The organism is Geothermobacter ehrlichii (assembly GCF_008124615.1).
In the GTDB taxonomy this organism is placed as follows: Bacteria; Desulfobacterota; Desulfuromonadia; order Desulfuromonadales; family Geothermobacteraceae; genus Geothermobacter; species Geothermobacter ehrlichii.
Window position 1 is genome coordinate 17,477 of the sequence record NZ_VNIB01000010.1, and the last position, 21,100, is coordinate 38,576.

The 21,100-nt window shown below is 64.9% G+C and carries 19 protein-coding genes; all 19 read right to left on the reverse strand.

The features are described from left to right. Window position 1 precedes the first annotated feature (1 nt). Window positions 2-1,237 (reverse strand): LL-diaminopimelate aminotransferase, encoded by a 1,236-nt coding sequence (locus EDC39_RS10680; RefSeq protein ID WP_148896377.1) that lies wholly within the window; start codon window positions 1,235-1,237, stop codon window positions 2-4. Between the two features lie 239 nt (window positions 1,238-1,476). Continuing rightward, on the reverse strand, window positions 1,477-2,280 hold the full coding sequence (gene dapB, locus EDC39_RS10685; protein ID WP_148896378.1) for a 4-hydroxy-tetrahydrodipicolinate reductase: 804 nt from the start codon (window positions 2,278-2,280) through the stop codon (window positions 1,477-1,479). 31 nt (window positions 2,281-2,311) lie between these two features. Continuing rightward, the gene (gene dapA / locus EDC39_RS10690; protein WP_148896379.1) at window positions 2,312-3,193 is read right to left on the reverse strand and encodes a 4-hydroxy-tetrahydrodipicolinate synthase; all 882 of its coding nucleotides are present in this window, start codon (window positions 3,191-3,193) and stop codon (window positions 2,312-2,314) included. A gap of 123 nt (window positions 3,194-3,316) precedes the next feature. Next, window positions 3,317-4,057 carry a fibronectin type III domain-containing protein gene (locus tag EDC39_RS10695; RefSeq protein ID WP_148896380.1) on the reverse strand — a complete coding sequence of 247 codons (741 nt, stop codon included), beginning with the start codon at window positions 4,055-4,057 and terminating at the stop codon, window positions 3,317-3,319. Beyond that, entirely contained in the window at window positions 4,054-5,433 is a 1,380-nt protein-coding gene (gene argH / locus EDC39_RS10700; RefSeq protein ID WP_148896381.1) for an argininosuccinate lyase, read from the reverse strand. The genes EDC39_RS10695 and argH overlap by 4 nt, the downstream gene beginning before the upstream one ends. 106 nt (window positions 5,434-5,539) lie before the next feature. After that, the gene (locus tag EDC39_RS10705; RefSeq protein WP_148896382.1) at window positions 5,540-6,697 is read right to left on the reverse strand and encodes a hypothetical protein; all 1,158 of its coding nucleotides are present in this window, start codon (window positions 6,695-6,697) and stop codon (window positions 5,540-5,542) included. 11 nt (window positions 6,698-6,708) lie between these two features. Next, window positions 6,709-7,194 (reverse strand): NUDIX domain-containing protein, encoded by a 486-nt coding sequence (locus tag EDC39_RS10710; RefSeq protein WP_148896383.1) that lies wholly within the window; start codon window positions 7,192-7,194, stop codon window positions 6,709-6,711. A 37-nt stretch (window positions 7,195-7,231) separates the two neighbouring features. After that, window positions 7,232-8,452, reverse strand: coding sequence for an argininosuccinate synthase (locus EDC39_RS10715; protein WP_148896384.1), 1,221 nt, complete (start codon window positions 8,450-8,452; stop codon window positions 7,232-7,234). A gap of 57 nt (window positions 8,453-8,509) precedes the next feature. Continuing rightward, the gene (locus EDC39_RS10720) at window positions 8,510-9,160 is read right to left on the reverse strand and encodes an RDD family protein (protein WP_148896385.1); all 651 of its coding nucleotides are present in this window, start codon (window positions 9,158-9,160) and stop codon (window positions 8,510-8,512) included. Window positions 9,161-9,242: 82 nt separating this feature from the next. Continuing rightward, window positions 9,243-10,151, reverse strand: coding sequence for an ornithine carbamoyltransferase (gene argF, locus EDC39_RS10725; RefSeq protein ID WP_148896386.1), 909 nt, complete (start codon window positions 10,149-10,151; stop codon window positions 9,243-9,245). A 34-nt stretch (window positions 10,152-10,185) separates the two neighbouring features. Beyond that, a complete protein-coding gene (locus tag EDC39_RS10730) occupies window positions 10,186-11,406 on the reverse strand; it encodes an acetylornithine transaminase (protein WP_148896387.1) in 1,221 nt (406 codons plus the stop codon). 123 nt (window positions 11,407-11,529) lie between these two features. Further along, window positions 11,530-12,429, reverse strand: a complete 900-nt coding sequence (gene argB, locus EDC39_RS10735; protein ID WP_148896388.1) for an acetylglutamate kinase — start codon at window positions 12,427-12,429, stop codon at window positions 11,530-11,532. 90 nt (window positions 12,430-12,519) lie between these two features. Next, window positions 12,520-13,851 carry an ATP-dependent protease ATPase subunit HslU gene (gene hslU, locus EDC39_RS10740; RefSeq protein WP_148896389.1) on the reverse strand — a complete coding sequence of 444 codons (1,332 nt, stop codon included), beginning with the start codon at window positions 13,849-13,851 and terminating at the stop codon, window positions 12,520-12,522. Continuing rightward, a complete protein-coding gene (gene hslV / locus EDC39_RS10745; RefSeq protein ID WP_148896390.1) occupies window positions 13,848-14,378 on the reverse strand; it encodes an ATP-dependent protease subunit HslV in 531 nt (176 codons plus the stop codon). Before hslV ends, hslU begins: the two co-directional genes overlap by 4 nt. Window positions 14,379-14,506: 128 nt before the next feature. Then, on the reverse strand, window positions 14,507-15,649 hold the full coding sequence (locus tag EDC39_RS10750) for an ATP-binding response regulator (RefSeq protein WP_148896391.1): 1,143 nt from the start codon (window positions 15,647-15,649) through the stop codon (window positions 14,507-14,509). 29 nt (window positions 15,650-15,678) lie between these two features. Further along, entirely contained in the window at window positions 15,679-18,327 is a 2,649-nt protein-coding gene (gene alaS, locus EDC39_RS10755) for an alanine--tRNA ligase (RefSeq protein ID WP_148896392.1), read from the reverse strand. Window positions 18,328-18,399: 72 nt separating this feature from the next. After that, window positions 18,400-18,879, reverse strand: a complete 480-nt coding sequence (locus EDC39_RS10760) for a regulatory protein RecX (protein WP_148896393.1) — start codon at window positions 18,877-18,879, stop codon at window positions 18,400-18,402. A gap of 3 nt (window positions 18,880-18,882) precedes the next feature. Then, a complete protein-coding gene (locus EDC39_RS10765) occupies window positions 18,883-20,052 on the reverse strand; it encodes a type IV pilus twitching motility protein PilT (RefSeq protein WP_148896394.1) in 1,170 nt (389 codons plus the stop codon). Between the two features lie 2 nt (window positions 20,053-20,054). Beyond that, window positions 20,055-21,077 carry a recombinase RecA gene (recA, locus tag EDC39_RS10770; protein ID WP_148896395.1) on the reverse strand — a complete coding sequence of 341 codons (1,023 nt, stop codon included), beginning with the start codon at window positions 21,075-21,077 and terminating at the stop codon, window positions 20,055-20,057. Window positions 21,078-21,100 lie beyond the last annotated feature (23 nt).

The following is a 21,100-nucleotide window of genomic DNA, read 5'->3' on the forward strand; positions in this document are numbered from 1 at the left end:
GTCATTTCCCCCACTTGTCGCGGATGCGGCTGACGGCGGTCTCGACGTTTTCCCGCTCGCCGAAGGCGGACAGCCGGAAGTAGCCCTCCCCGGAGGGACCGAAGCCGCTGCCCGGGGTGCCGACCACGTGGCATTCGGCGAGCAGCTTGTCGAAGAAGTCCCAGCTGCTCATCCCTTCCGGCGTCTTCAGCCAGATGTAGGGGGCGTTAACCCCGCCGTAGCACCGGATACCGGCGGCGGTCAGCCCCTCGCGGATGATGCGGGCGTTCTCCATGTAGTAGGCGATGACCTCCTGCACCTGCGCCCAGCCCTCGTCGGAGTAGACTGCGGCGGCGGCCTTCTGCACCGGGTAGGAGACGCCGTTGAACTTGGTGCACTGGCGGCGGTTCCAGAGCTTGTTGAGGCTGTAGCGCTCGCCGCTGGCGGTGGTGCCGGTCAGCTCCTCCGGCACCACGGTCAGGCCGCAGCGCACGCCGGTGAAGCCGGCGGTCTTGGAGAAGGAGCGGAACTCGATGGCGCACTTCTTCGCCCCCTCGATCTCGTAGATGGAGTGGGGGATGCCGGGTTCGGTAATGAAGGCCTCGTAGGCGGCGTCGAACAGGAGCACCGCGTCGTTGGCCAGGGCGTAGTCGACCCAGCCCTTGAGCTGCTCTCTGGTCGCGACGGCGCCGGTCGGATTGTTGGGGAAACAGAGGTAGATGATGTCGACCTTCTCTTCGGGGAACTGCGGCATGAAGCCGTTTTCCTCGGTGCAGGGCATGTAGACGATCCCCTCGTAGTAGCCCTGCTCGTTCGCCTCGCCGCTGCGGCCGACCATGACGTTGGTGTCGTTGTAGACCGGATAGACCGGGTCGCCGATGGCGACCTTGTTGGAAAGATCGAAGATGTCGAGGATATTGGCGCTGTCGCACTTGGAGCCGTCGGAGATGAAGACCTCGGAGGTTTTCAGCTCGACGCCGAGCGGCTTGTAGGCCTTGTCGATGATCACCTGCGCCAGCCAGTCGTAGCCCTGCTCCGGGCCGTAGCCGTGAAAGGTTTCGCTGCGGGCCATCTCGTCGACCCCTTCGTGGAACGCCTTGACTACCGCCGGCACCAGCGGCCGGGTGACGTCGCCGATGCCGAGGCGGATGACCCGGGCGTCGGGATTGGCGCCGGTAAACTCGGAGACCCGGCGGCTGATCTCGGGGAAGAGATAGCCGGCCTGGAGTTTGAGGTAGTTGTCATTTATACGTGCCATAATTCCTCCGTAGGAGAAACGGCCCTTTTTCGCCAACTCTGCGTCAGGCTTCACTTCGACTGTGCTCGACGTAGCGCTGCTACGCCTGCGCTGTCTCTGATCGCCTTCCTTGATTTGACAAAAAATTGCTCGTTCCTTGTGCGTTTGTTTTATGAAAAGGCGATCGAAATTCCAGTCGCCTTTGTTTCGTTCTTGTCCAGTGCCTGAAGCCTGACGCCCAGTGCCCGCGGTTTTGGGGCTCAGTCGAGCCCCAAAACCGCCTGCATGTCGTACATCCCGGCCGGCTTGCCCCCCAGCCAGGCGGCGGCGCGGATGGCGCCGCGGGCGAACATGTCGCGGCTCATGGCGCGGTGGGTCAGCTCGATGCGTTCGCCCATGCCGATGAAGTAGACGGTGTGTTCGCCGACGATATCGCCGCCGCGCACGGTCTGCATGCCGATCTCTTCAGGGTCGCGCTCGCCGCACATCCCTTCGCGGTGGTAGTTGGCCACCCGGTCGTAGTCGCGTCCCAGGGCCTCGGCGACGATCTCGCCCATGCGGACGGCGGTGCCGGAAGGGGCGTCCTTCTTCTTGTTGTGATGCAGTTCGACGATCTCGACGTCGAAGCCGTCGCCCAGGGTCTTGGCGATATCCTTGAGGATCTTGAAGCAGACGTTGACGCCGACGCTCATGTTGGGGGCGAAGACCACCGGAATGCCGGCAGTGATCTGCCGCAGCCGTTCCCGTTCGTCCGGCTTGAAGCCGGTCGAACCGATGACCATCCCTTTGCCGAGGCGGGCGCAGGCCTCGGCGTTGGCCAGGGTCACCTGGGGGAAGGTGAAGTCGATGAGCAGGTCGGCGTCCTGCAGGGCCTGCTCGAGCGAATCGGTGATGGCGACGCCGAGCTCGCCGCAGCCGGCGACAAGACCGGCGTCCTGTCCGAGTTTCGGGTGCCCGGCCATCTCGACCGCGCCGACGACCTGCAGCCGGTCACTTTCGGTCGCCAGGGTGATGATGCGGCCGCCCATGCGACCGGCAGCTCCTGTGACGGCAATCTTGGTCATGTTGAAACCTTTTGAAAGCTCATGGAGTTTGTTAAATCAACTCGTATTTCTTCAGCACCGCCTGCAGCTTCTCCAGGTTGGCCGGCGCCATGGGGGCCAGCGGCAGGCGCACGGTGTCGCCGCACTTGCCCATCAGGCTGGCCGAGGTCTTGACCGGCACCGGATTGCTCTCGATGAACATGGCCTTGTGCAGTTCCAGCAGCTGCAGGTGCAGTTTGCGGGCGGTAGCGTAGTCGCCTTCGGCCGCAGCGGCGACCATGCGCTTGACCCTGTCCGGCGCGATGTTGGCGGTCACCGAGATGACGCCGACGGCGCCGCAGGCCATCATCGGAAAGGTAAGAAAGTCATCGCCGGAGATGACGTCGATCTTGTCGCCGGCGCGGGCGATGATTTCGCTGATCTGGGTCAGGTCGCCGGATGCTTCCTTGATGGCGACGACGTTGTCCAACTCGGCCAGGCGGCAGGTGGTCTCGGCGCTGATGTTGACGCCGGTGCGGCCGGGCACGTTGTAGAGCACCTGGGGCAGGGCAACTTCCTCGGCGATCTTGCGGTAGTGGCGGTAGATGCCTTCCTGCGACGGCTTGTTGTAGTAGGGACAGACCAGCAGCAGGCCGTCGGCGCCGTTCTTCCTGGCATTCTGCGACAGGTGGATCGCCTCGGCGGTGTTGTTGGCGCCGGTGCCGGCGATGACTGGAACCCGCTTGTTGACCTGGTCGATGCAGGTCTTGATGACGTAGTCGTGTTCCTCGAAGTCGAGCGTCGCCGACTCCCCGGTGGTGCCGCAGGGGACGATGACGTCGGTGCCTTTTTCGATCTGGAATTCGATCAGTTCCCGGTAGCGTTCTTCGTCGAACGTGCCATCTTCCCTGAACGGGGTAATGATGGCGACCATCGATCCGGAAAAGTGGGCCATGGTGTTTCCTCCTCCTCAACGGTTACGGCTGAAAATACTCCCCGAAACGGTCCGCAAGGGGGCGGACCGGAAAACTTTTTGGTATCACACCGGCGGGGCAAAGTAAAGCGCCGCCGCTTCGGCTCAGGGCCGGGCGGTCAGGGTGAGCGCGTCGCTGGCACCGGAAACGACTTTTTGGCCCCGCAGCCGGTAGAGCGCCCGTACCCGGTAGCGGTAGCGGACCCCCGGCGTCAGGTCGAAATCGTCGTAGCGGGCTTCGTTCAGCGGCTCGGCATTCAGCGGCGTGAATCCGGCCGGCCGGTTCGCTACTCCGCGGTAGACCAGGTAACCGAGCAGTTCGAAACCTTCGGCGGTCGGCGGTTGCCACCGCAGGCGATTCAGTCGTTCGAGGCTTTCGCCCTGCAGTTGGCCGGGCGCCGGCGGCGACGGGAGAAAGACCCGCTGGGTCTGCGCCGGCAGGCCCGGCTGCCGGGAGCGGCTGACGGCGACCACCCGGTAGCGGTAGCCGCTTTCGGGCTGCAGGCCCCGGTTGTCGAAAAAGTGGATGCGACCGGACGGGGATGTGGCCTGCTCCGGGCGGATTCTGGCGATCGGCTGGCGCGGCGGCCGGCAGTCGGGGCAGTCGTCCGCCGGGTCGAACTGCTGGCGATAGACGGCGTAGTGCCGGATCGGGGCGAGGGGGCTGCCGTCCTGATTGGCCTTGGGCGGCAGCCAGGAGAGGAGCAGGCCGTCGCCGAACTGTTCGAGCTGCAGCTGCCGCACGCCGTCCGGCAGTGGCTGGCCGAGAGGGCGCACCGGCCCCTTGTGGCCGCAGGCGGTCAGCAGCATCAGAAGTCCGAGGACAGCCAGCCTGCGCATCGTCATCCGGAGAGCTGCTGCCGGGCGCGGGCGATTTCGCGCGCCACAGCTTCTTTCGCCGTGCCGCCGGTGGCCTTGCGGGCGTCGACCGAGGCCTCGAGGGTGACGAAGTCGTAGATGTCCTCGTCGATCAGCTCGCTGAACTGGCGGAATTCATCGAGGCTGAGCTCGGGGATGTCCTTGCCCTGTTCGATGCAGTAGCGGACGGTCTTGCCCACCACCTCGTGCGCCTGGCGAAAGGGGAGCCCCTTGCGCACGCAGTAGTCGGCGACGTCGGTGGCGGTGGAGAAGCCTCGGGCCGCGGCCCGGCGCATCCGGTCGGCCTTGACTTTCATTTCGGCGATCATGTCGGCAAAGATCTTCAGCGAGCCCTTGACCGTGTCGAGGGTGTCGAACAGCGGCTCCTTGTCCTCCTGCATATCCTTGTTGTAGGCCAGCGGCAGCGACTTCATCAGGGTCAGCAGGCTGACCAGGTTGCCGTAGACCCGGCCGGTCTTGCCGCGCACCAGTTCCGGCACATCCGGGTTTTTCTTCTGCGGCATGATCGAACTGCCGGTGCAGAAGGCGTCGGACAGCTCGATGAAGTCGAAGTCGGCGCTCGACCAGAGGATCAGCTCCTCGGAGAGGCGCGACAGGTGCATCATCAGGATGCTGGCGGCGGCGCAGAACTCGATGGCGAAGTCGCGGTCGGAGACCGAGTCGAGGCTGTTGCGGGTGACGCCGTCGAAGCCGAGCTGCTCGGCCACCCATTCCCGGTCGATAGGGAAGGTGGTTCCAGCCAGGGCGCCGGCGCCCAGCGGCAGCCGGTTGAGGCGGCGGCGGATCTCCCGCATCCGTTCGCTGTCGCGGCTGAACATCTCGAAGTAGGCCAGCATGTGGTGGGCGAAGAGCACCGGCTGGGCGGTCTGCAGGTGGGTGTAGCCCGGCATGATGACATCGAGGTTGGCCTCGGCCTGGTCGACCAGGGCGGTCTGCAGCTTTTCGAGAAAGCCGACGATGGCGTCGATCTCGTCGCGCAGGTAGAGGCGGATGTCGAGGGCGACCTGGTCGTTGCGTGAGCGCGCGGTGTGCAGCTTGCCGCCGACCGGGCCGATCTTGTCGATCAGCCGCTTTTCGATGTTCATGTGGATGTCCTCGAGGCTGACCGAAAAGGTAAATTTCCCCGCTTCGATCTCCTCGAGGATTTCGTTCAGGCCGAAGACGATGCGCTCGGCCTCGTCCTGACCGATGATGCCCTGCCGTGCCAGCATCCGGGCGTGGGCGATGGAGCCGCGGATGTCGTAGCGGTAGAGGCGCTGGTCAAAGCTGATGGAGGCGGTGAACTCCTCGACGAACTGATCGGTCGGCTGGGTGAAGCGTCCGGCCCAGGGTTTGTCGCTCATGGATGGGTTCCTCTCAGTCTGGTCTGATGTCGCAACGACGGCGAAGCCGAATCCGTTTTATACCCCATTTTGCAAGCGAAAGAAACCGCGCTTGTGGCGCGTGCGCTCAGTTTCCGGTCACGCCGCCGACCAGCTCGTTGCCGGCCATGCGCACCCATGTGCCCTGCGGGGTGGGACGGAAGATGGCGTGGATTTTCAGCGGCACCCGGGTGGTTCGGGGATCGAGTTCGTGGAAGACGGGCAGGTTGAAGAAATAGAGGCGTGGTTCCAGCCCGAAGCGCAGCCGGCAGACCGGCAGTCCGCCGAAATCGTCGGTGGCGAATTCGGCCAGCCGCACCTGCTCCAGCTTGTGGCTCTTGTGGATGATGACGCTCGAGTGGCCGAAAGCCTCCGGTGGCACCTCGAGCCCCCCGCAGCGGGTGGCGCCGGAACTGTTGCAGAACAGGGTGATGGCGTCGCGCACGCCGGGGGTGTATTCGAGATATTCGCCGTAGAAGCCGTTGACCACGTCGCGGAAGGCCTGGTGTTCCGGCTTGGGGTTGCACTGGATGACGGTCAGCAGGTCGAGCCGCTGGCGTGAGGCGAAGAAGAGTTCGTTGGCGCGGGAGATGATGGCGCTGATGTTCGACTGGTAGAGGTCGCGGTAGACGTAGTCGAGACAGATCAGGTTCATGAAGTTGAAGCAGGTCGGATGGCAGCGCAGCAGGGGAAAGATCCGGCCCCGGTAGAGGTCGTGCAGCGAATCGAGAGTCTCCTCGCCGCCGAAGGGATGACTCTTGGCTTCGAGAAAGACCCGCAGCCGGCCGCTGTTCTCCTTGCAGGCGATGACGCACCAGTTGACCGGCATCTGCTCGACGTCGCCGGAGTCGAGGTCCCGTTCGACTTCGGCCAGCAGTTCGGCGTTGTCCCCGGCGTGCCTTTGCAGCCGGGCGTGAAAATCGGCCAGGGTCACGTGCTCGACGCCGAAGATGGTGACGGTGTTGGGGCGGAAGCGGTCGCCGATCAGGGCCAGGGCGTCATCGACCCGGGCGGCCGGCATGATTGATTCAGGCAGAATCAGGAAATGGAGCTTTTTCAGGTTCTTTTCGCCGGTGGCGACCATCTCGAAAATGGTGTGAATCTGTCGCCACTGTTCTTCGGGATCGGCTATGCGGAAGGCAAGATCGGTTTGTTCGAGGTGGTTGGTGAGCTGGCAGGTCATCGCATGCAGGTGATGACCGCGGGGGATGGCGACCTGGATGTCCTTTTCGACGATGCGTACCATCGCTGACTCCGTCAGGGCAGGCGCATCTGGTCTGGGATTTCGCCCGCCGCGTCGATGATGGCGTGCTCGGGCCCCCAGTCGAGTTCGGGAAAGACCCGGGCGAGGATGTGTCGGCAGCCGGGTGGCAGGTCCATTCCCGGCAGTGCTTCGCGGGAGAACCAGGCCGCCTCGGTGCATTCGGTCTTGTTGGGGCGCAGGTTGCCGCCGGTCGGATGGCAGCGGTAGTAGAGGATGACGTAGTGATCCTGCCCGCAGCCGACGCCGATGTGCTCGTAGACGTCGATCAGGCCGTCGACGCCGACAAGCAGGCCGACCTCCTCCCGCACTTCGCGGTGCAGGGCGGCGAGGATCGGTTCGCCGTGATCGATCTTCCCCCCCGGCATCACCCACTGGCTGCAGAAGGGCTCGATGCAGCGCCGGGTCAGCAGGACCCGGCGCTGCTCGTCGACGATACAGGCGACCACGGAGGTCTTGATGTGCTGTTTTTTGAATTCCATTCAAAAAACCGGGCTCGAGGCGCCGGGCGCCTGGCGTCTAGCGCCTGCTTTTGTTCATCATGCTGCGGATGCGCAGCCGCAGGGCGTTGAGCTTGATGAAGCCCTCGGCATCGGCCTGGTTGTAGACCTCGTCGGCCTCGAAAGTGGCGAAATCGGGGTTGAACAGGGAGTGGGTGTCCGACTTGCGGCCGACCACCCGGCAGTGTCCCTTGTAGAGCTTGACCCGGGCAACGCCGTTGACCGTCTTCTGGGTTTCGTCGATCAGCGCCTGCAGCGCTTCGCGTTCGGGGGAGAACCAGTAGCCGTTGTAGATCATCGCCGCGTAGCGGGGCACCAGGGAGTCGCGCAGGTTCATCACCTCGCGGTCCATGGTGATCTGCTCGACGCCGCGGTGCGCTTCTTCGAGAATGGTGCCGCCGGGGGTTTCGTACACGCCGCGGCTCTTCATGCCGACGTAGCGGTTCTCCAGCAGGTCGAGACGGCCGATGCCGTGCTCGTAGCCGTACTGGTTGAGTCTGGCCAGCAGGTTGGCCGGGGAGAGCCGCTCGCCGTTGATTGCCACCGGGTTCCCCTGTTCGAATTCGATCTCCAGGTATTCCGGCTTGTCGGGGGCATCCTCGGGCCGCCGGGTCATCACGTACATCTCCTCCGGCGGTTCGGCCCAGGGGTCCTCGAGCACGTCCCCCTCGAAGGAGATATGCAGCAGGTTGCGGTCGGAGCTCCAGGGGAATTTCTTGCTGGTCGGCACCGGGATGCCATGCTTGCGGGCGTAGGCTTCCAGGGCGCTGCGGCTGTTCAGGTCCCATTCCCGCCAGGGAGCGATGACCTTGACGTTGGGATCGAAGTGGTAGTAGGCGAGTTCGAAGCGGACCTGGTCGTTCCCCTTGCCGGTGGCGCCGTGGGAGACGGCGTCTGCCCCCTCCTTGGCGGCGATTTCCATCTGCGCCTTGGCGATCAGCGGCCGGGCGATGGAGGTGCCGAGAAAGTAGCGGCCCTCGTAGATGGCGTTGGCGCGGAACATGGGGAAGACGAAGTCGCGTACGAATTCTTCGCGCAGGTCGAGGACGTAGCAGGCGGAGGCGCCGGTGTCCTTGGCCTTTTGCGGAATGTGATCGAGCTCCTCGCCCTGGCCGAGATCGGCGGAAAAGGCTACCACCTCGCAGCCGTATTCCTCGATCAGCCATTTGAGGATGATTGACGTATCCAGCCCGCCCGAGTAGGCGAGGACAGCCTTCTTGACCGTTCCATGCTTGCTCATTGCAGATGCTCCTGAGTTGGTTTCTTGAATAGAATTTTCTATAACTATTCTTACAGCTTACAGCTTGACGACCCTCGTTCCGGCGATTTTGTCGTGCAGTCCCCGATGCTGCGGGTCAAAGAGTATCATGAGATAGCCGCAAAACAGGACCAGGGCCGAAATCGGCTTGGCCACCACCTCGCGCAGAAAGGCCGCGGCATAGCCGACCTCGGAGCCGTCCGCTCTCTCGACCCGGATGCGGGTGACCATCTTGCCCGGCGTCTGGCCGCAGTAGCCGATGAAGACCACCGCGAACAGCCAGTGGGCGGTGAGCAGGACAAACAGGGCCAGCAGGCCCATCAGTTCCAGGGCGCGCGGGTGACTGCCACCGAAGAGGTGGATGATCAGGCTCAGACCGAAAGCCAGCACCAGCACCAGCAGCGAAAAGGCGACGCAGTCGAGAAGGTGGGCGACCAGCCGCAGTCCGAAACCGGCGGTCTCGGTTCTGGCCGCTGCCGGCGTCGCCTGCGTTTGTTCGCCAGGCTCCGAACGTATCGGGGACGGTTTCGCCGTGGACGTTTCGGCTGCCGCCGGGGCCGGCTGCCGGTCCGGCGGTGTCCAGGCAAAGCGCTGTCCGCATCGCGGACAGAGCACCCGGACGGTGCGTGGCGGAATCCGTTCGGCGGGAACGTCACGCCGGTAGCGGCAATGTGGGCAGGTGATGGTCATCTGTAAATTCCGGCGCTGGACGCCGGGCGTCGGGCGCCGGGCTTTTTCCCAACGTCTGATGCCCGATGCCTCAAGCCCGCCTTTATCCCATCAATGTCGCCATGATCGCCTTTTGCACGTGCAGGCGGTTTTCCGCCTCGTCGAACACCACCGACTGCTTGCTTTCGATCACCTCGTCGGTGATCTCCTCGCCGCGGTGGGCCGGCAGGCAGTGCAGCACGATGGCGTCGTCGGCCGCCGCCTCGAGGACGGGCCGGTTGAGCTGATAGCCGGCAAAGGCCCGGCGGCGCTTCTCCGCCTCGTCCTCCTGCCCCATGCTGGCCCAGACGTCGGTCGACAGCACGTCGGCGCCCTCGGCCGCCGCCAGCGGATCGGAGGTGTAGCTGACGTCCGCTCCCAGCTCCGCCGCCCGCCGCATCACCTCTTCGTCAGGACGGTAGCCCTCCGGGGTGGCGACCTGCAGACGGAAGCCGAAGACGGCGGCGGCGTTGATCCAGCTGTTGGCCATGTTGTTGCCGTCGCCGATCCAGGCGAAGGTCAGGCCCTCGTAGCCTCCCTTGTGCTCAATGACGGTGAACAGGTCGGCCATCAGCTGGCAGGGGTGATAGAGGTCGGTCAGGCCGTTGATGACCGGCACCTTCGACCAGTGGGCCAGCTCCTCTACCGCTTCCTGCGAGAAGGTGCGGATCATGATGCCGTCGCAGTAGCGCGCCATCACCCGGCCTGTATCCTTGATCGGCTCGCCCCGTCCCATCTGCGTCGTTCCGGAATGCAGAAAGAGGGCGTGGCCGCCGAGCTGAAACATGCCGACCTCGAAGGAAACCCGGGTGCGTGTCGAACTCTTTTCGAAGATCATCGCCAGGGTCTTGCCCTCCAGCAGGCGATGGGGCTCCGCCCGTTTTTGCCGCGCCTTCAGGTCGGCGGTCAGGGCGAAGATCCGGTCGAGCTCCTCCTTGTTCCAGTCGGTCAGACAGAGAAAGTCCTTTGGCATTCCAAGTCTCCCATGCAGATAAAATAAACACCGGTCAGGGTTGTTTCGTGTTGTCGGTAGCGGCCTGTTCCCGGAAGACCGCCTGCAGAATGTCCATCGCCCGGTCGACTTCTTCGCGGTTGACCGTTAGCGGCGGCACGAAGCGCAGCACCCTGCCGACGGTGCAGTTGATCAGCAGCCCGCGCTGCAGCGCCCGCTCCACCAGCGGCGCGCCGTCGATGTCCAGTTCCATGCCGAGCATCAGCCCGCGGCCGCGCACCTCGCGGATCCAGGCGAACTCCTTTTTCAGCTGTTCGAGACGCAGGCGCAGGTAGGCGCCGACGGCGACGCAGTTGTCGAGGATGCGCCCCTCGGTCAGCTCCCGCATGACCGCCAGGGCAGCCGCCGTGGCCAGCGGATTGCCGCCGAAGGTCGAGCCGTGGCTGCCGGGCCCGAAGCTGGCTGCCACCTTGTCGACGGCCAGCATGGCGCCGATGGGCACGCCGCCGCCCAGCCCCTTGGCCAGGGTCATGATGTCGGGCCGGACATGGTCGTGCTGCCAGGCGAACAGGTAGCCGGTGCGGCCGCAGCCGGTCTGCACCTCGTCGAAAATCAGCAGCAGTTTGTGCTGGTCGCAGAGCTCGCGAACCTGCTGCAGGTAGCCTTCGGGCGGCACGATCACGCCCCCTTCGCCCTGGATCGGCTCCAGCATGACGGCGCAGGTGCGTGCCGTGACCGCCTTGCGCAGCGCCTCGATGTCGCCGAAAGGCAGGTGGACAAAGCCCGGCAGCACCGGTTCGTAGCCGACACGAACCTTCTCTTGGCCGGTGGCGCTGATGGTCGCCATGGTCCGGCCGTGAAAGGAGGCGGTGGCGGTGAGGATTTCGAAGCGGTCCGTGCCTTTGTGCTCACGGCTGTATTTGCGGGCCAGCTTGATCGCCGCCTCGTTGGCTTCGGCCCCCGAATTGCAGAAGAAGACCTTGCCGGCAAAGGCGTGGGCGGTGAGCCGCTCGGCCAGTTCGATCTGCTGCGGAATCTGGTAGAAGTTGGAGCAGTGGATGAGAGTCGCCGCCTGCTCCTGGATGGCCGCCACCACCTTCGGATGGCAGTGGCCGAGATTGTTGACCGCCACCCCGGCGAGAAAATCGAGATATTCTCTGCCGTCGGCGTCGTAGAGCCGGCAGCCTTCGCCGCGAACCGGCGCGACGGGATAGCGTCCGTAGGTGGCGGCGATGACCTTGTCGGCCCGTTCGATCCAGTGCTGATTGTCGCTCATTGGTGGTTTCCTTGCAGAACAGGTTCGCCAGGAGCGTTCCGGGGCGAGCAGTCTGCATCGGCCACCGCCGGCCCGCTGCTCCCTGACCTCCTGTCGTTTGTCTCTTTCCCTTGGCCTTTGGCCTCAAGCCTGGTTGCTCCCGAAATCCGCTATCGCGGTGCCGATGCCCTTGTCGGTGAAGATCTCGAGCAGGCAGGCGTGTTCGACCCGGCCGTCGATGATGTGGGTTTTGGCCACGCCTTCCCGAACCGCATCGACGCAGCAGGTGGCCTTGGGGATCATGCCGCCGGTCAGGGTGCCGTCGGCGATCAGCTTCGGTACTTCGCGGTAGTCGATGGTCGAGATCAGGGCGCCGTTCGTGTCCTTGACGCCTTCGACGTCGGTCAGCAGGATCAGCTTTTCAGCCTGCAGGGCGCCGGCGATGCGTCCGGCGACCAGGTCGGCGTTGATGTTGTAGGAGCGGCCGTCGGCGCCGATGCCGACCGGCGCGATCACCGGAATGAAGTTGTTGGCCTCCAGGGCCCGGATCACCTGCGGATCGATGACGTCCACCTCGCCGACCATGCCGATGTCGATGATCTCGGGGGAGAGGGTCTCCGGGTTGACCTTGGTCATTTCCAGCTTGCGGGCCCGGATCAGGCCGCCGTCCTTGCCGGTCAGACCTACTGCCTTGCCGCCGTGGGCGTTGATGTTGGCGACGATCTCCTTGTTGACCTTGCCGCCGAGGACCATCTCGACCACCCCCATGGTGGCGGCGTCGGTAACCCGCATTCCCTGGACGAACCGGGTCTCGATGCCCATGGCGTCGAGCACCTCTCCGATCTGCGGACCGCCGCCGTGGACGATGACCGGGTTCAGGCCGATGTACTTCATCAGGATGACATCGCGCGCAAACCCTTCTTTCAGCTTTTCGTCGACCATGGCGTTGCCGCCGTACTTGATGACGATGGTCTTGCCGTAGAAGCGCCTGATCCAGGGCAGGGCTTCCATCAGGACATTGGCTTTTTCGATCAGTTTCTGCATAGTCGCTTCGCTCCAGGCCCCAGGCTCAGGGCTCCAGGCGCCGGGTTTGGATTCTCTCAGCGCCCAGTGCCCGGCACCCGGCACCTGCCGTTAAAGGATATATCTCGACAGATCCTCGTCCTGGACGATGTCGGTCAGTTTTTCCCGGACGTAGCTGGCGTCGATGGTCAGCTGGTTTTCCTGCATCTCCGGCGCGTCGAAGGAGATGTCCTCGAGCAGCTTCTCCATGACGGTGTGCAGCCGCCGGGCGCCGATGTTCTCGGTGCGGTCGTTGACCAGGGCGGCGGTGCGGGCGATTTCGGCGATGGCGTCGTCCTCGAAGATCAGGTCGATCCCCTCGGTTTCGAGCAGGGCCGTGTACTGGCGGATGAGGGCGTTGCGCGGTTCGCTCAGGATGCGGATGAACTCCTCCTCGCCCAGGTTCTCCAGCTCGACCCGGATCGGAAAGCGCCCCTGCAGCTCGGGAATCAGGTCCGACGGCTTGCTGACATGGAAGGCGCCGGCGGCGATGAACAGGATATGGTCGGTCTTCACCGGGCCGTGCTTGGTGTTGACCGTGCTCCCTTCGACGATGGGCAGAATGTCGCGCTGTACCCCCTCGCGGGAGACTTCGGGACCGTGCACCCCCTCGCGGGAGGCGATCTTGTCGATTTCGTCAATGAAGACGATGCCGCTCTGCTCGGTCCGCTCGCGGGCCATCTGTCGGACCTGGTCCATGTCGACCAGCTTGTCCGCCTCGGTCTGAATCAGCAGTTCGCGCGCCTCGGCCACCCGCACCCGCTGCCGGCGGGTCTTTTTCGGGAACAGGTTGCCGAACATCTCCTTGATGTTGAAGCCGAGCTGCTCGCTCCCCTGGGGAGTGAAGATCTCCATGGTCGGCGTCTGCGCCTCCTGGGTTTCCAGCTCGACGAACCGGTCGTCCAGGCGTCCCTCGCGCAGCAGCTTGCGCAGCTTCTCCCGCGTCGAACCTGGCTCGGCGGCAGCCGTTTCGTCGAAGCGGTGTGCCTCGCCCGGCAGCAGCAGGTCGAGCAGGCGTTCTTCGGCGACTGCCTCCGCCTTGGCGCGCACTTTTTGCGCCTCTTCTTCCTTTACCATCAGGATGGCCAGTTCGAGCAGGTCGCGGATCATGCTCTCGACGTCGCGTCCGACGTAGCCGACCTCGGTGAACTTGCTCGCTTCGACCTTGATGAAGGGCGCCCTGGCCAGGCGGGCCAGGCGGCGGGCGATTTCGGTCTTGCCGACGCCGGTGGGGCCGATCATGATGATGTTTTTCGGCGCGATTTCGTCGCGCAGCTCCGGCGCCACCTGCTGCCGGCGCCAGCGGTTGCGCAGGGCGATGGCCACGGCGCGCTTGGCCTGCTGCTGGCCGATGATGTAGCGGTCGAGCTGTTCGACGATCTGGCGTGGTGTCAGGTCGTTCACGGCAGTGTCTCCACGGTGATCTGATCGTTGGTGTAGATGCAGATATCGGCGGCGATGCGCAGCGCCTTTTCGGCGATCTGTCGCGCCGCCAGTTCGCTGCTGTCGACCATGGCCCTGGCCGCCGCCAGGGCGTAGGCGCCGCCCGAGCCGATGGCGGCGATGCCGTCGTCCGGTTCGATGACGTCGCCGGCGCCGGAAATGATCAGGGTGGTGTCGGCGTCGGCCACCACCAGCAGCGCCTCGAGACGGCGCAGCACCCGGTCGGTGCGCCAGTCTTTGGCCATTTCCACCGCCGCCCGCGTCAGGTTGCCGCGAAGCTCCTTGAGCTTGGCGTCGAACTTCTCGAACAGGGTGAAGGCGTCGGCGGTGCTGCCGGCGAAGCCGGCCAGAACCCGGTTCTCGCCCAGCCGGCGTATCTTGCGGGCCGAATGCTTCATGACCGTGTTGCCCAGGGTCACCTGGCCGTCCCCTGCCAGGGCCACGGCGCCGTTCTTTCTCACGCAGATGATGGTTGTGCCGCGAAACATGCTTGCCTGTCCATTTTGATGTTTAGTTCACGAAATCAAAAGTAAAAATATAGCACAGTTCCCCTCAAATCCACCATCAATTTCGGGATTCGGGCGAAGGGGAAGAGGCGAAAGGGAAAAGCTGGCGTTCACGCGTCGCCGGTCGGCAGCACGAGCGTCGCCCGGGTTCCCTTGCCCGGAGTGCTGTCGAGCCGCACGTCGCCGCCCATGGCCCTGCAGAATTCCCTGGTGTAGTAAAGACCGAGGCCGAACCCGGGCACCTGGCCGGTTCGTTGCGGATCGACCTGGTGGAACTTGTCGAAGACCCGGCCGAGCTCCTTCGGGTCGATACCGGGCCCGTCATCGGCGATATGCAGCAGGACCCGGTTGTCCGCGCGTTCGACGCCGATCTCGATCCGGCCGCCGCAGGGGGTGAACTTGACGGCGTTATCGAGCAGGGCGCGCAGGCAGAAAACCAGCCGCTCCCGGTCGGCCCGGACGGGCGGAATTCGGTCGGGAAAGCGGGTGGAGAGCCGGATGCCGGCGGCCCGGACCCGCAGCTCGATTTCGTCGAGACAGTCCTTGAGGGGGCCGTGCAGTTCGATCGGCTCGATCCGCGGCCGGCCGGCGGCCAGCACCTTTTCGCTGTAGTAGAGCAGTCCCTGGATCAGTTCGGCGAGATAGTCGGTTTCGCGCTGGATGAGGGGAAGGTTCTGGCGGCAGACATCCATGCCGTCCTGGGGCAGCTCGCGCGCCAGATTCTGCAGAAAGAGGGAGATGACGGTGACCGGTGTCTTCAGCTTGTGCGAAACCAGGCCGAGGAACTCGGTCTTGAGCCGATCCCCTTTCCGGGCTCGAAGCAGCTCTTCGCGCAGGACCTTCTTCTCCAGGGTCTTCCGGATGACGGTGGTCAGCTGCAGCGGGTCGACCGGCTTGGTCAGAAAATCGTCGGCATCCAGCTTCAGGGCCCGCAGCACCACCTCGCGGTCGCCATAGCCTGTCATCATGACCACCACCTGGTCGGGATCCCTTTCCCGGATGCGGCGCAGCAGGTCGAGGCCGTCCATTTGCGGCATCATGACGTCGGAAAGGACGACATCGACCTGCTCTGTTTCCAGGATGGTCAGCGCCTGCCGGCCGTTTTCAGCCTCGAGAACGCGATAGCCGTCCAGGGCACGGGCGCAGAGGTCGCGCAGCACCGGCTCGTCATCGACCACCAGGATACTCTGCCGCCTCTGCTGCAAGGCCGGCTGTGGTGCCACCTGCTGTTGGGGTCGTTTGCCGGCGCTCATGTCGAGGGTTCCTCCCGTGCCTGCCCGGTTCAGCCCGCCAGCTGGGCCCTGATCAGGTCGGCGGCGCCGGCCAGGGTTTCGGCCAGTTTCTCCGGCTGCGAACCGCCCGCCTGTGCCAGGTCGGGGCGTCCGCCGCCACGGCCGCCGACGGCTTTGGCCAGTTCGGCGACCAGCTTGCCGGCGTGCAGCCGGGCGGTCAGATCTTTGGTGACGGCCACCAGCAGATTGACCTTGTCGCCGGTTTTGCAGCCAAGGGCGAGGACGCCGCTGCCCAGTTTGTCGCGCAACCGGTCGGCCAGCTCACGCAGCTGCTTGCCGTCCATGCCGTCGACTTCGGTCGCCAGCAGGCGCACGCCCTCGACCTCGACGGCCTGCTGCAGCAGGCTGTCGGCCTGGCCGGCCTGCAGCCGGCGGCGCAGGGTTTCGACCTCTTTTTCCAGCTCCTTCTGCTGTTCGAGCAGCTTGCGCAGTCGCACGTCCAGGTTCTGCGGGTCGCTCTTGACCAGGGCCGCGGCCTGCTGCAGGGTCTTCTCCTGCTGCCGCACCCAGTCGAGGGCGCCGGTGCCGGTCACCGCCTCGATGCGGCGGACGCCGGCGGCGATGCCGCCTTCGCTGACGATACGGAACAGGCCGATGTCGCCCGAGGCGTCGGCGTGGGTGCCGCCGCACAGCTCCATGCTGTAGTCGCCGACGTTGACCACGCGGACGATATCCCCGTACTTTTCGCCGAACAGGGCCATGGCACCGGCGGCCAGGGCGTCGTCGGCAGACATCAGCCGGGCCTGGACCTTCGTGTTGCCCAGAATCTGCCGGTTGACCTCGTCCTCTACCCGCCGGATCTCCTCTTCGCTCAGGGGGGAGAAATGGGTGAAGTCGAAGCGCAGGCGGTCGGGCTCGACCAGGGAGCCGGCCTGCTTGACATGGTCGCCGAGCACTTTCTGCAGCGCCGCCTGCAGCAGGTGGGTGGCGGTATGGTTGCGAACGATGGCCTGGCGGCGGTCGCCGTCGACGGCGATGTCGACGCTTTCACCCTTGCGGATGGCGCCGGTGACCACCTCGCAGACGTGCACGTGCAGGTTGGGCAGTGGCTTGCGGGTGTCGATGATGCGCAGCTCCCCTTCGGGAGCGCGGATGCGTCCGGTATCGCCCACCTGGCCGCCCGACTCGCCATAGCAGGGGGTGACCGAGCAGATCACTTCGACCGTCTCGCCGCAGGCGGCCTCGTCGACTTCCCGGTTCTGGCGGATGAGGGCGAGAACCTCGCCCCGGTCCTCGAGCCGGTCATAGCCGGTGAACTCGGAACGCATGCCCCGGTCCGCCAACTGCTTGTAGATCAGGGCGACGGCCTCCTCGCCCGAACCCTTCCAGTGTTCACGCGCCTTGGTCCGCTGTTCTTCCATGCAGGCCTCGAAGCCCTCCTCGTCGAGGGTGAAGCCCTCCTTTTCGACGATGTCGGCGGTCAGGTCGACGGGAAAGCCGTAGGTGTCGTAGAGGCGGAAGACGGTTTCGCCAGGGATGATGCTGGCCCCCTGCTCGCGCAGCGAGGCGACCTCGTCCTGCAGGATGCGCAGACCGTTGCCGAGGGTCTGGATGAAGCGCTCCTCCTCGTTCTGCACCACCTTGGCGACGAAGTCCTTGCGCGACGCCTCGGTGGGGTAGGCCTCGGCCATGAAGTCGAGTACGAAGGTGGCGGTCCTGAACAGGACCGGATCCTCGAAGCCGAGCATCCTGGCGTGGCGCATGGCGCGGCGCATGATGCGGCGCAGCACGTAGCCGCGGCCCTCGTTGGAGGGCAGGACGCCGTCGGCGATGAGAAAGGCGGTGGCGCGGCTGTGGTCGGCCATCACCCGCATGGAGACGTCATTCTCCGCGTTGTCGCCATAGGTCTTGCCGGAGAGCTGTTCGATGTGACGGATGATGTCGCGCAGCAGGTCGGTATCGTAGTTGGAGAGCACGCCCTGCATGACGGTGGTGATCCGCTCCAGGCCCATGCCGGTATCGACCGCCGGTTTCGGCAGCGGCACCAGGGTGCCGTCGGGTTGGCGGTCGAACTGCATGAAGACGTTGTTCCAGATCTCCATGTAGCGGTCACAGTCGCAGCCGACGGTGCAGTCGGGGTTGCCGCAGCCGGCTTCGGGACCGTTGTCGTAGAAGATTTCCGAACAGGGTCCGCAGGGGCCGGTGTCGCCCATGGCCCAGAAGTTGTCCTTTTCGCCGAAGCGGAAGATGCGCTCGATCGGCACGCCTTCCTGCCGGTGCCAGATGTCGGCCGCCTCGTCATCGTCGGTATAGACCGAGACGTAGAGGCGCTCCTTGTCGATGCCCAGCTCTTCGGTCAGGAATTGCCAGGCGAAGGCGATCGCTTCCTTCTTGAAATAGTCGCCGAAGGAGAAGTTGCCCAGCATCTCGAAGAAGGTATGGTGGCGGGCTGTGCGGCCGACGTTCTCCAGGTCGTTGTGCTTGCCGCCGGCCCGGACGCATTTCTGCGACGAGGTGGCGCGGACGTAGTCCCGCTTTTCGGCCCCGAGGAAGCAGTCCTTGAACTGGTTCATACCGGCGTTGGTGAACAGCAGCGTCGGGTCGTTGTGCGGGACCAGCGACGAGGATGGCACGATGGTATGCCCGTGGCGGGCGAAATAGTCGAGAAACTTCTTGCGGATCTGGTTGCCAGTGAGCATGGAATGTCCTTTCGATACTTTTCGGGATTGCGCGCCGCGATCACGGTGCGCAATCCCGCTGATTGTCGTGCGTCAGTCCTCCGCCTCGAGGGCGGAGAAGATGGTTGCCAATGCAAAGCCGCGGCGCTGGAAGAACTGGACCAGCCGTCGCCGCGCCGCCGCGTCGGCCCGGAGAAAGTCGATGTCCGGGTAGCGGCGGGCCGCCAGGTCGCGAATCAGGGCCTCGGGGTCACAGCCGCCGCAGGCCAGCTCGCAGGCTTGTTCGGCCAGTTCCGGATCGATGCCGCGCCAGGTCAGTTCGAGCAGCAGCCGCCTTCCCCAGGCGCGTCCGCCCGCAACCAGGTTGCGGGCGGTTCGTTCGGCGAAACGCCGGTCGTCAAGGTAGCCGAGCCGGCGGCAGCGATCGATGGCCGCGGCGACGTCGTCCGGCGCGAAGCCCCGCTGGCGCAACCGCTCGGCCAGCCCCCGGCAGCTGTAGTCCCTGCGGGTCAGCAGTCGCAGGGCCGTCGCGTAGGCGTCGCCGCCCTTTTTTTGCCGTCGCCCGCCGGTCACCTGTCAGAACCGGTCGATCTGGATCTTTTCACCTTCGGCCGGCTTGGGGACGTCCAGGTTCGCTTCCTTGTCCTCGAAATTGTCCCAGGTGCTGTCGGAGGTGGAGGAGACGCCGGAGACCTTGAGCTTGAAATCATCCGGGTTCGAACTCTGGCGCAGGGCCTCCTCGAAGGTGATCAGTTTTTTCTGCAACAGCTGCAGCAGCGACTGGTCGAAGGTCTGCATGCCGTAGGAGACATAGCCCTGGGCCATGGTGTCGCGCAGCAGCTTGGTCTTGTCCTTGTCCTCGATCAGTTCCCGCACCCGCGCGGTCGAAACCAGGACCTCCACCGCCGGAACCCGGCCCTTGCCGTCGGCGCACGGCACCAGCCGTTGGGAGATAACCCCCTTGAGGATGGCGGCCAGCTGCAGCCTCACCTGCCGCTGCTGGTAGGGCGGAAAGACGCCGATGATGCGGTTGATGGTTTCGGGGGCGTCGACGGTGTGCAGGGTGGAGAGCACCAGGTGCCCGGTTTCGGCGGCGGTGATGGCGGTCTCGATGGTTTCGTAGTCGCGCATCTCGCCGACCAGGATCACGTCCGGATCCTGGCGCAGGGCGCTTTTCAGGGCGATGTTGAAGCTCTCGGTGTCGAAGCCGACCTCGCGCTGGTTGATGATGCTCTTCTTGTCGCGGTGCAGGTACTCGATCGGATCCTCGATGGTGACGATATGGGCGGTGCGGTGGCTGTTGATGTGGTCGATCAGGGCCGAAAGAGTCGTCGATTTGCCCGAGCCGGTGGCGCCGGTGACCAGGATCATCCCTCGCGGCTCCATGGCCAGCTTTTTCAGCACCGGCGGCAGCAGCAGCTGGTCGATGGTCTTGGTTTCGAAGGGGATGGTCCGGAAGACCAGGGAGACGGAGCCGCGCTGGGTGAAGGCGTTGACGCGAAAACGCCCCAGACCGGGCACGCCGTAGGAGAGGTCGACCTCGTGACTCTCCTCGAAGCGGCGGCGCTGGGCTTCGTTCATGATGCTGTGGGCGATGGTCTTCGTCTGTTCCGGGGTGATGCGCGGCGCCTTGGGCAGCGGACGCAGGCTGCCGTCGATGCGGTAGATCGGCGGCAGCCCGGCCTTCAGGTGGACGTCGGAGGCACGCGCCTTGAGCGCCATGGCGAGGATGCTGTTCAGTTCCATGCTCAGGCTCCTTCAGCGACGGCTTCCCGCTCCTTCAGACCGAAATGTTCGAGCAGGGCGGCTTCGATGGCCGCCGCCGTCTCCGGATGCTCGGCGAGGAACTGTTTGGCGTTTTCGCGCCCCTGGCCGATCCGTTCGCCGTCGTAGGAGTACCAGGCGCCGCTCTTGTCGACGATGCCCTGCGCCACCCCCAAATCGAGGATGTCCCCTTCGCGCGAGATGCCGGTACCGTACATGATATCGAATTCGGCCTCCTTGAACGGTGGCGCGACCTTGTTCTTGACCACCTTGACCCGGGTGCGGTTGCCAATGACGTCCTGGCCCTGCTTGATGGCGGCGATCCGGCGGATGTCCATGCGCACCGAGGCGTAGAACTTCAGGGCGTTGCCGCCGGTGGTGGTTTCCGGGTTGCCGAACATGACGCCGATCTTCATCCGGATCTGGTTGATGAAGATGACGCAGCAGTTGCTCTTGCTGATGGTAGCGGTCAGCTTGCGCAGCGCCTGCGACATCAGCCGGGCCTGCAGCCCCATGTGCGAGTCGCCCATCTCGCCCTCGATCTCGGCGCGCGGCACCAGGGCGGCGACCGAGTCGACCACCAGCACGTCGATGGCGCCGCTGCGCACCAGCACCTCGGTGATCTCCAGGGCCTGTTCGCCGGTATCCGGCTGCGACACCAGCAGGTCGTCAGTCTTGACTCCGAGCTGCCGGGCGTACTGGATGTCGAGGGCGTGCTCGGCGTCGACGAAGGCGGCGATGCCACCCTTCTTCTGCGCCTCGGAGACGATGTGCAGGGCCAGGGTCGTCTTGCCCGAAGACTCGGGACCGTAGATCTCGATGATGCGGCCGCGCGGCACACCGCCAACGCCGAGGGCGATGTCGAGGGAGAGCGCGCCGGTGGAGATGGCCTGAACGCCGGGCAGGGTGGAGTCCTCTCCCAGGCGCATGATGCTCCCCTTGCCGAACTGTTTTTCGATCTGGCTCATTGCCAGTTCGATGCTGCGTTTGCGTTGATCGTCCGCCATGTCGGAACCTCCCGTCTTTTTCA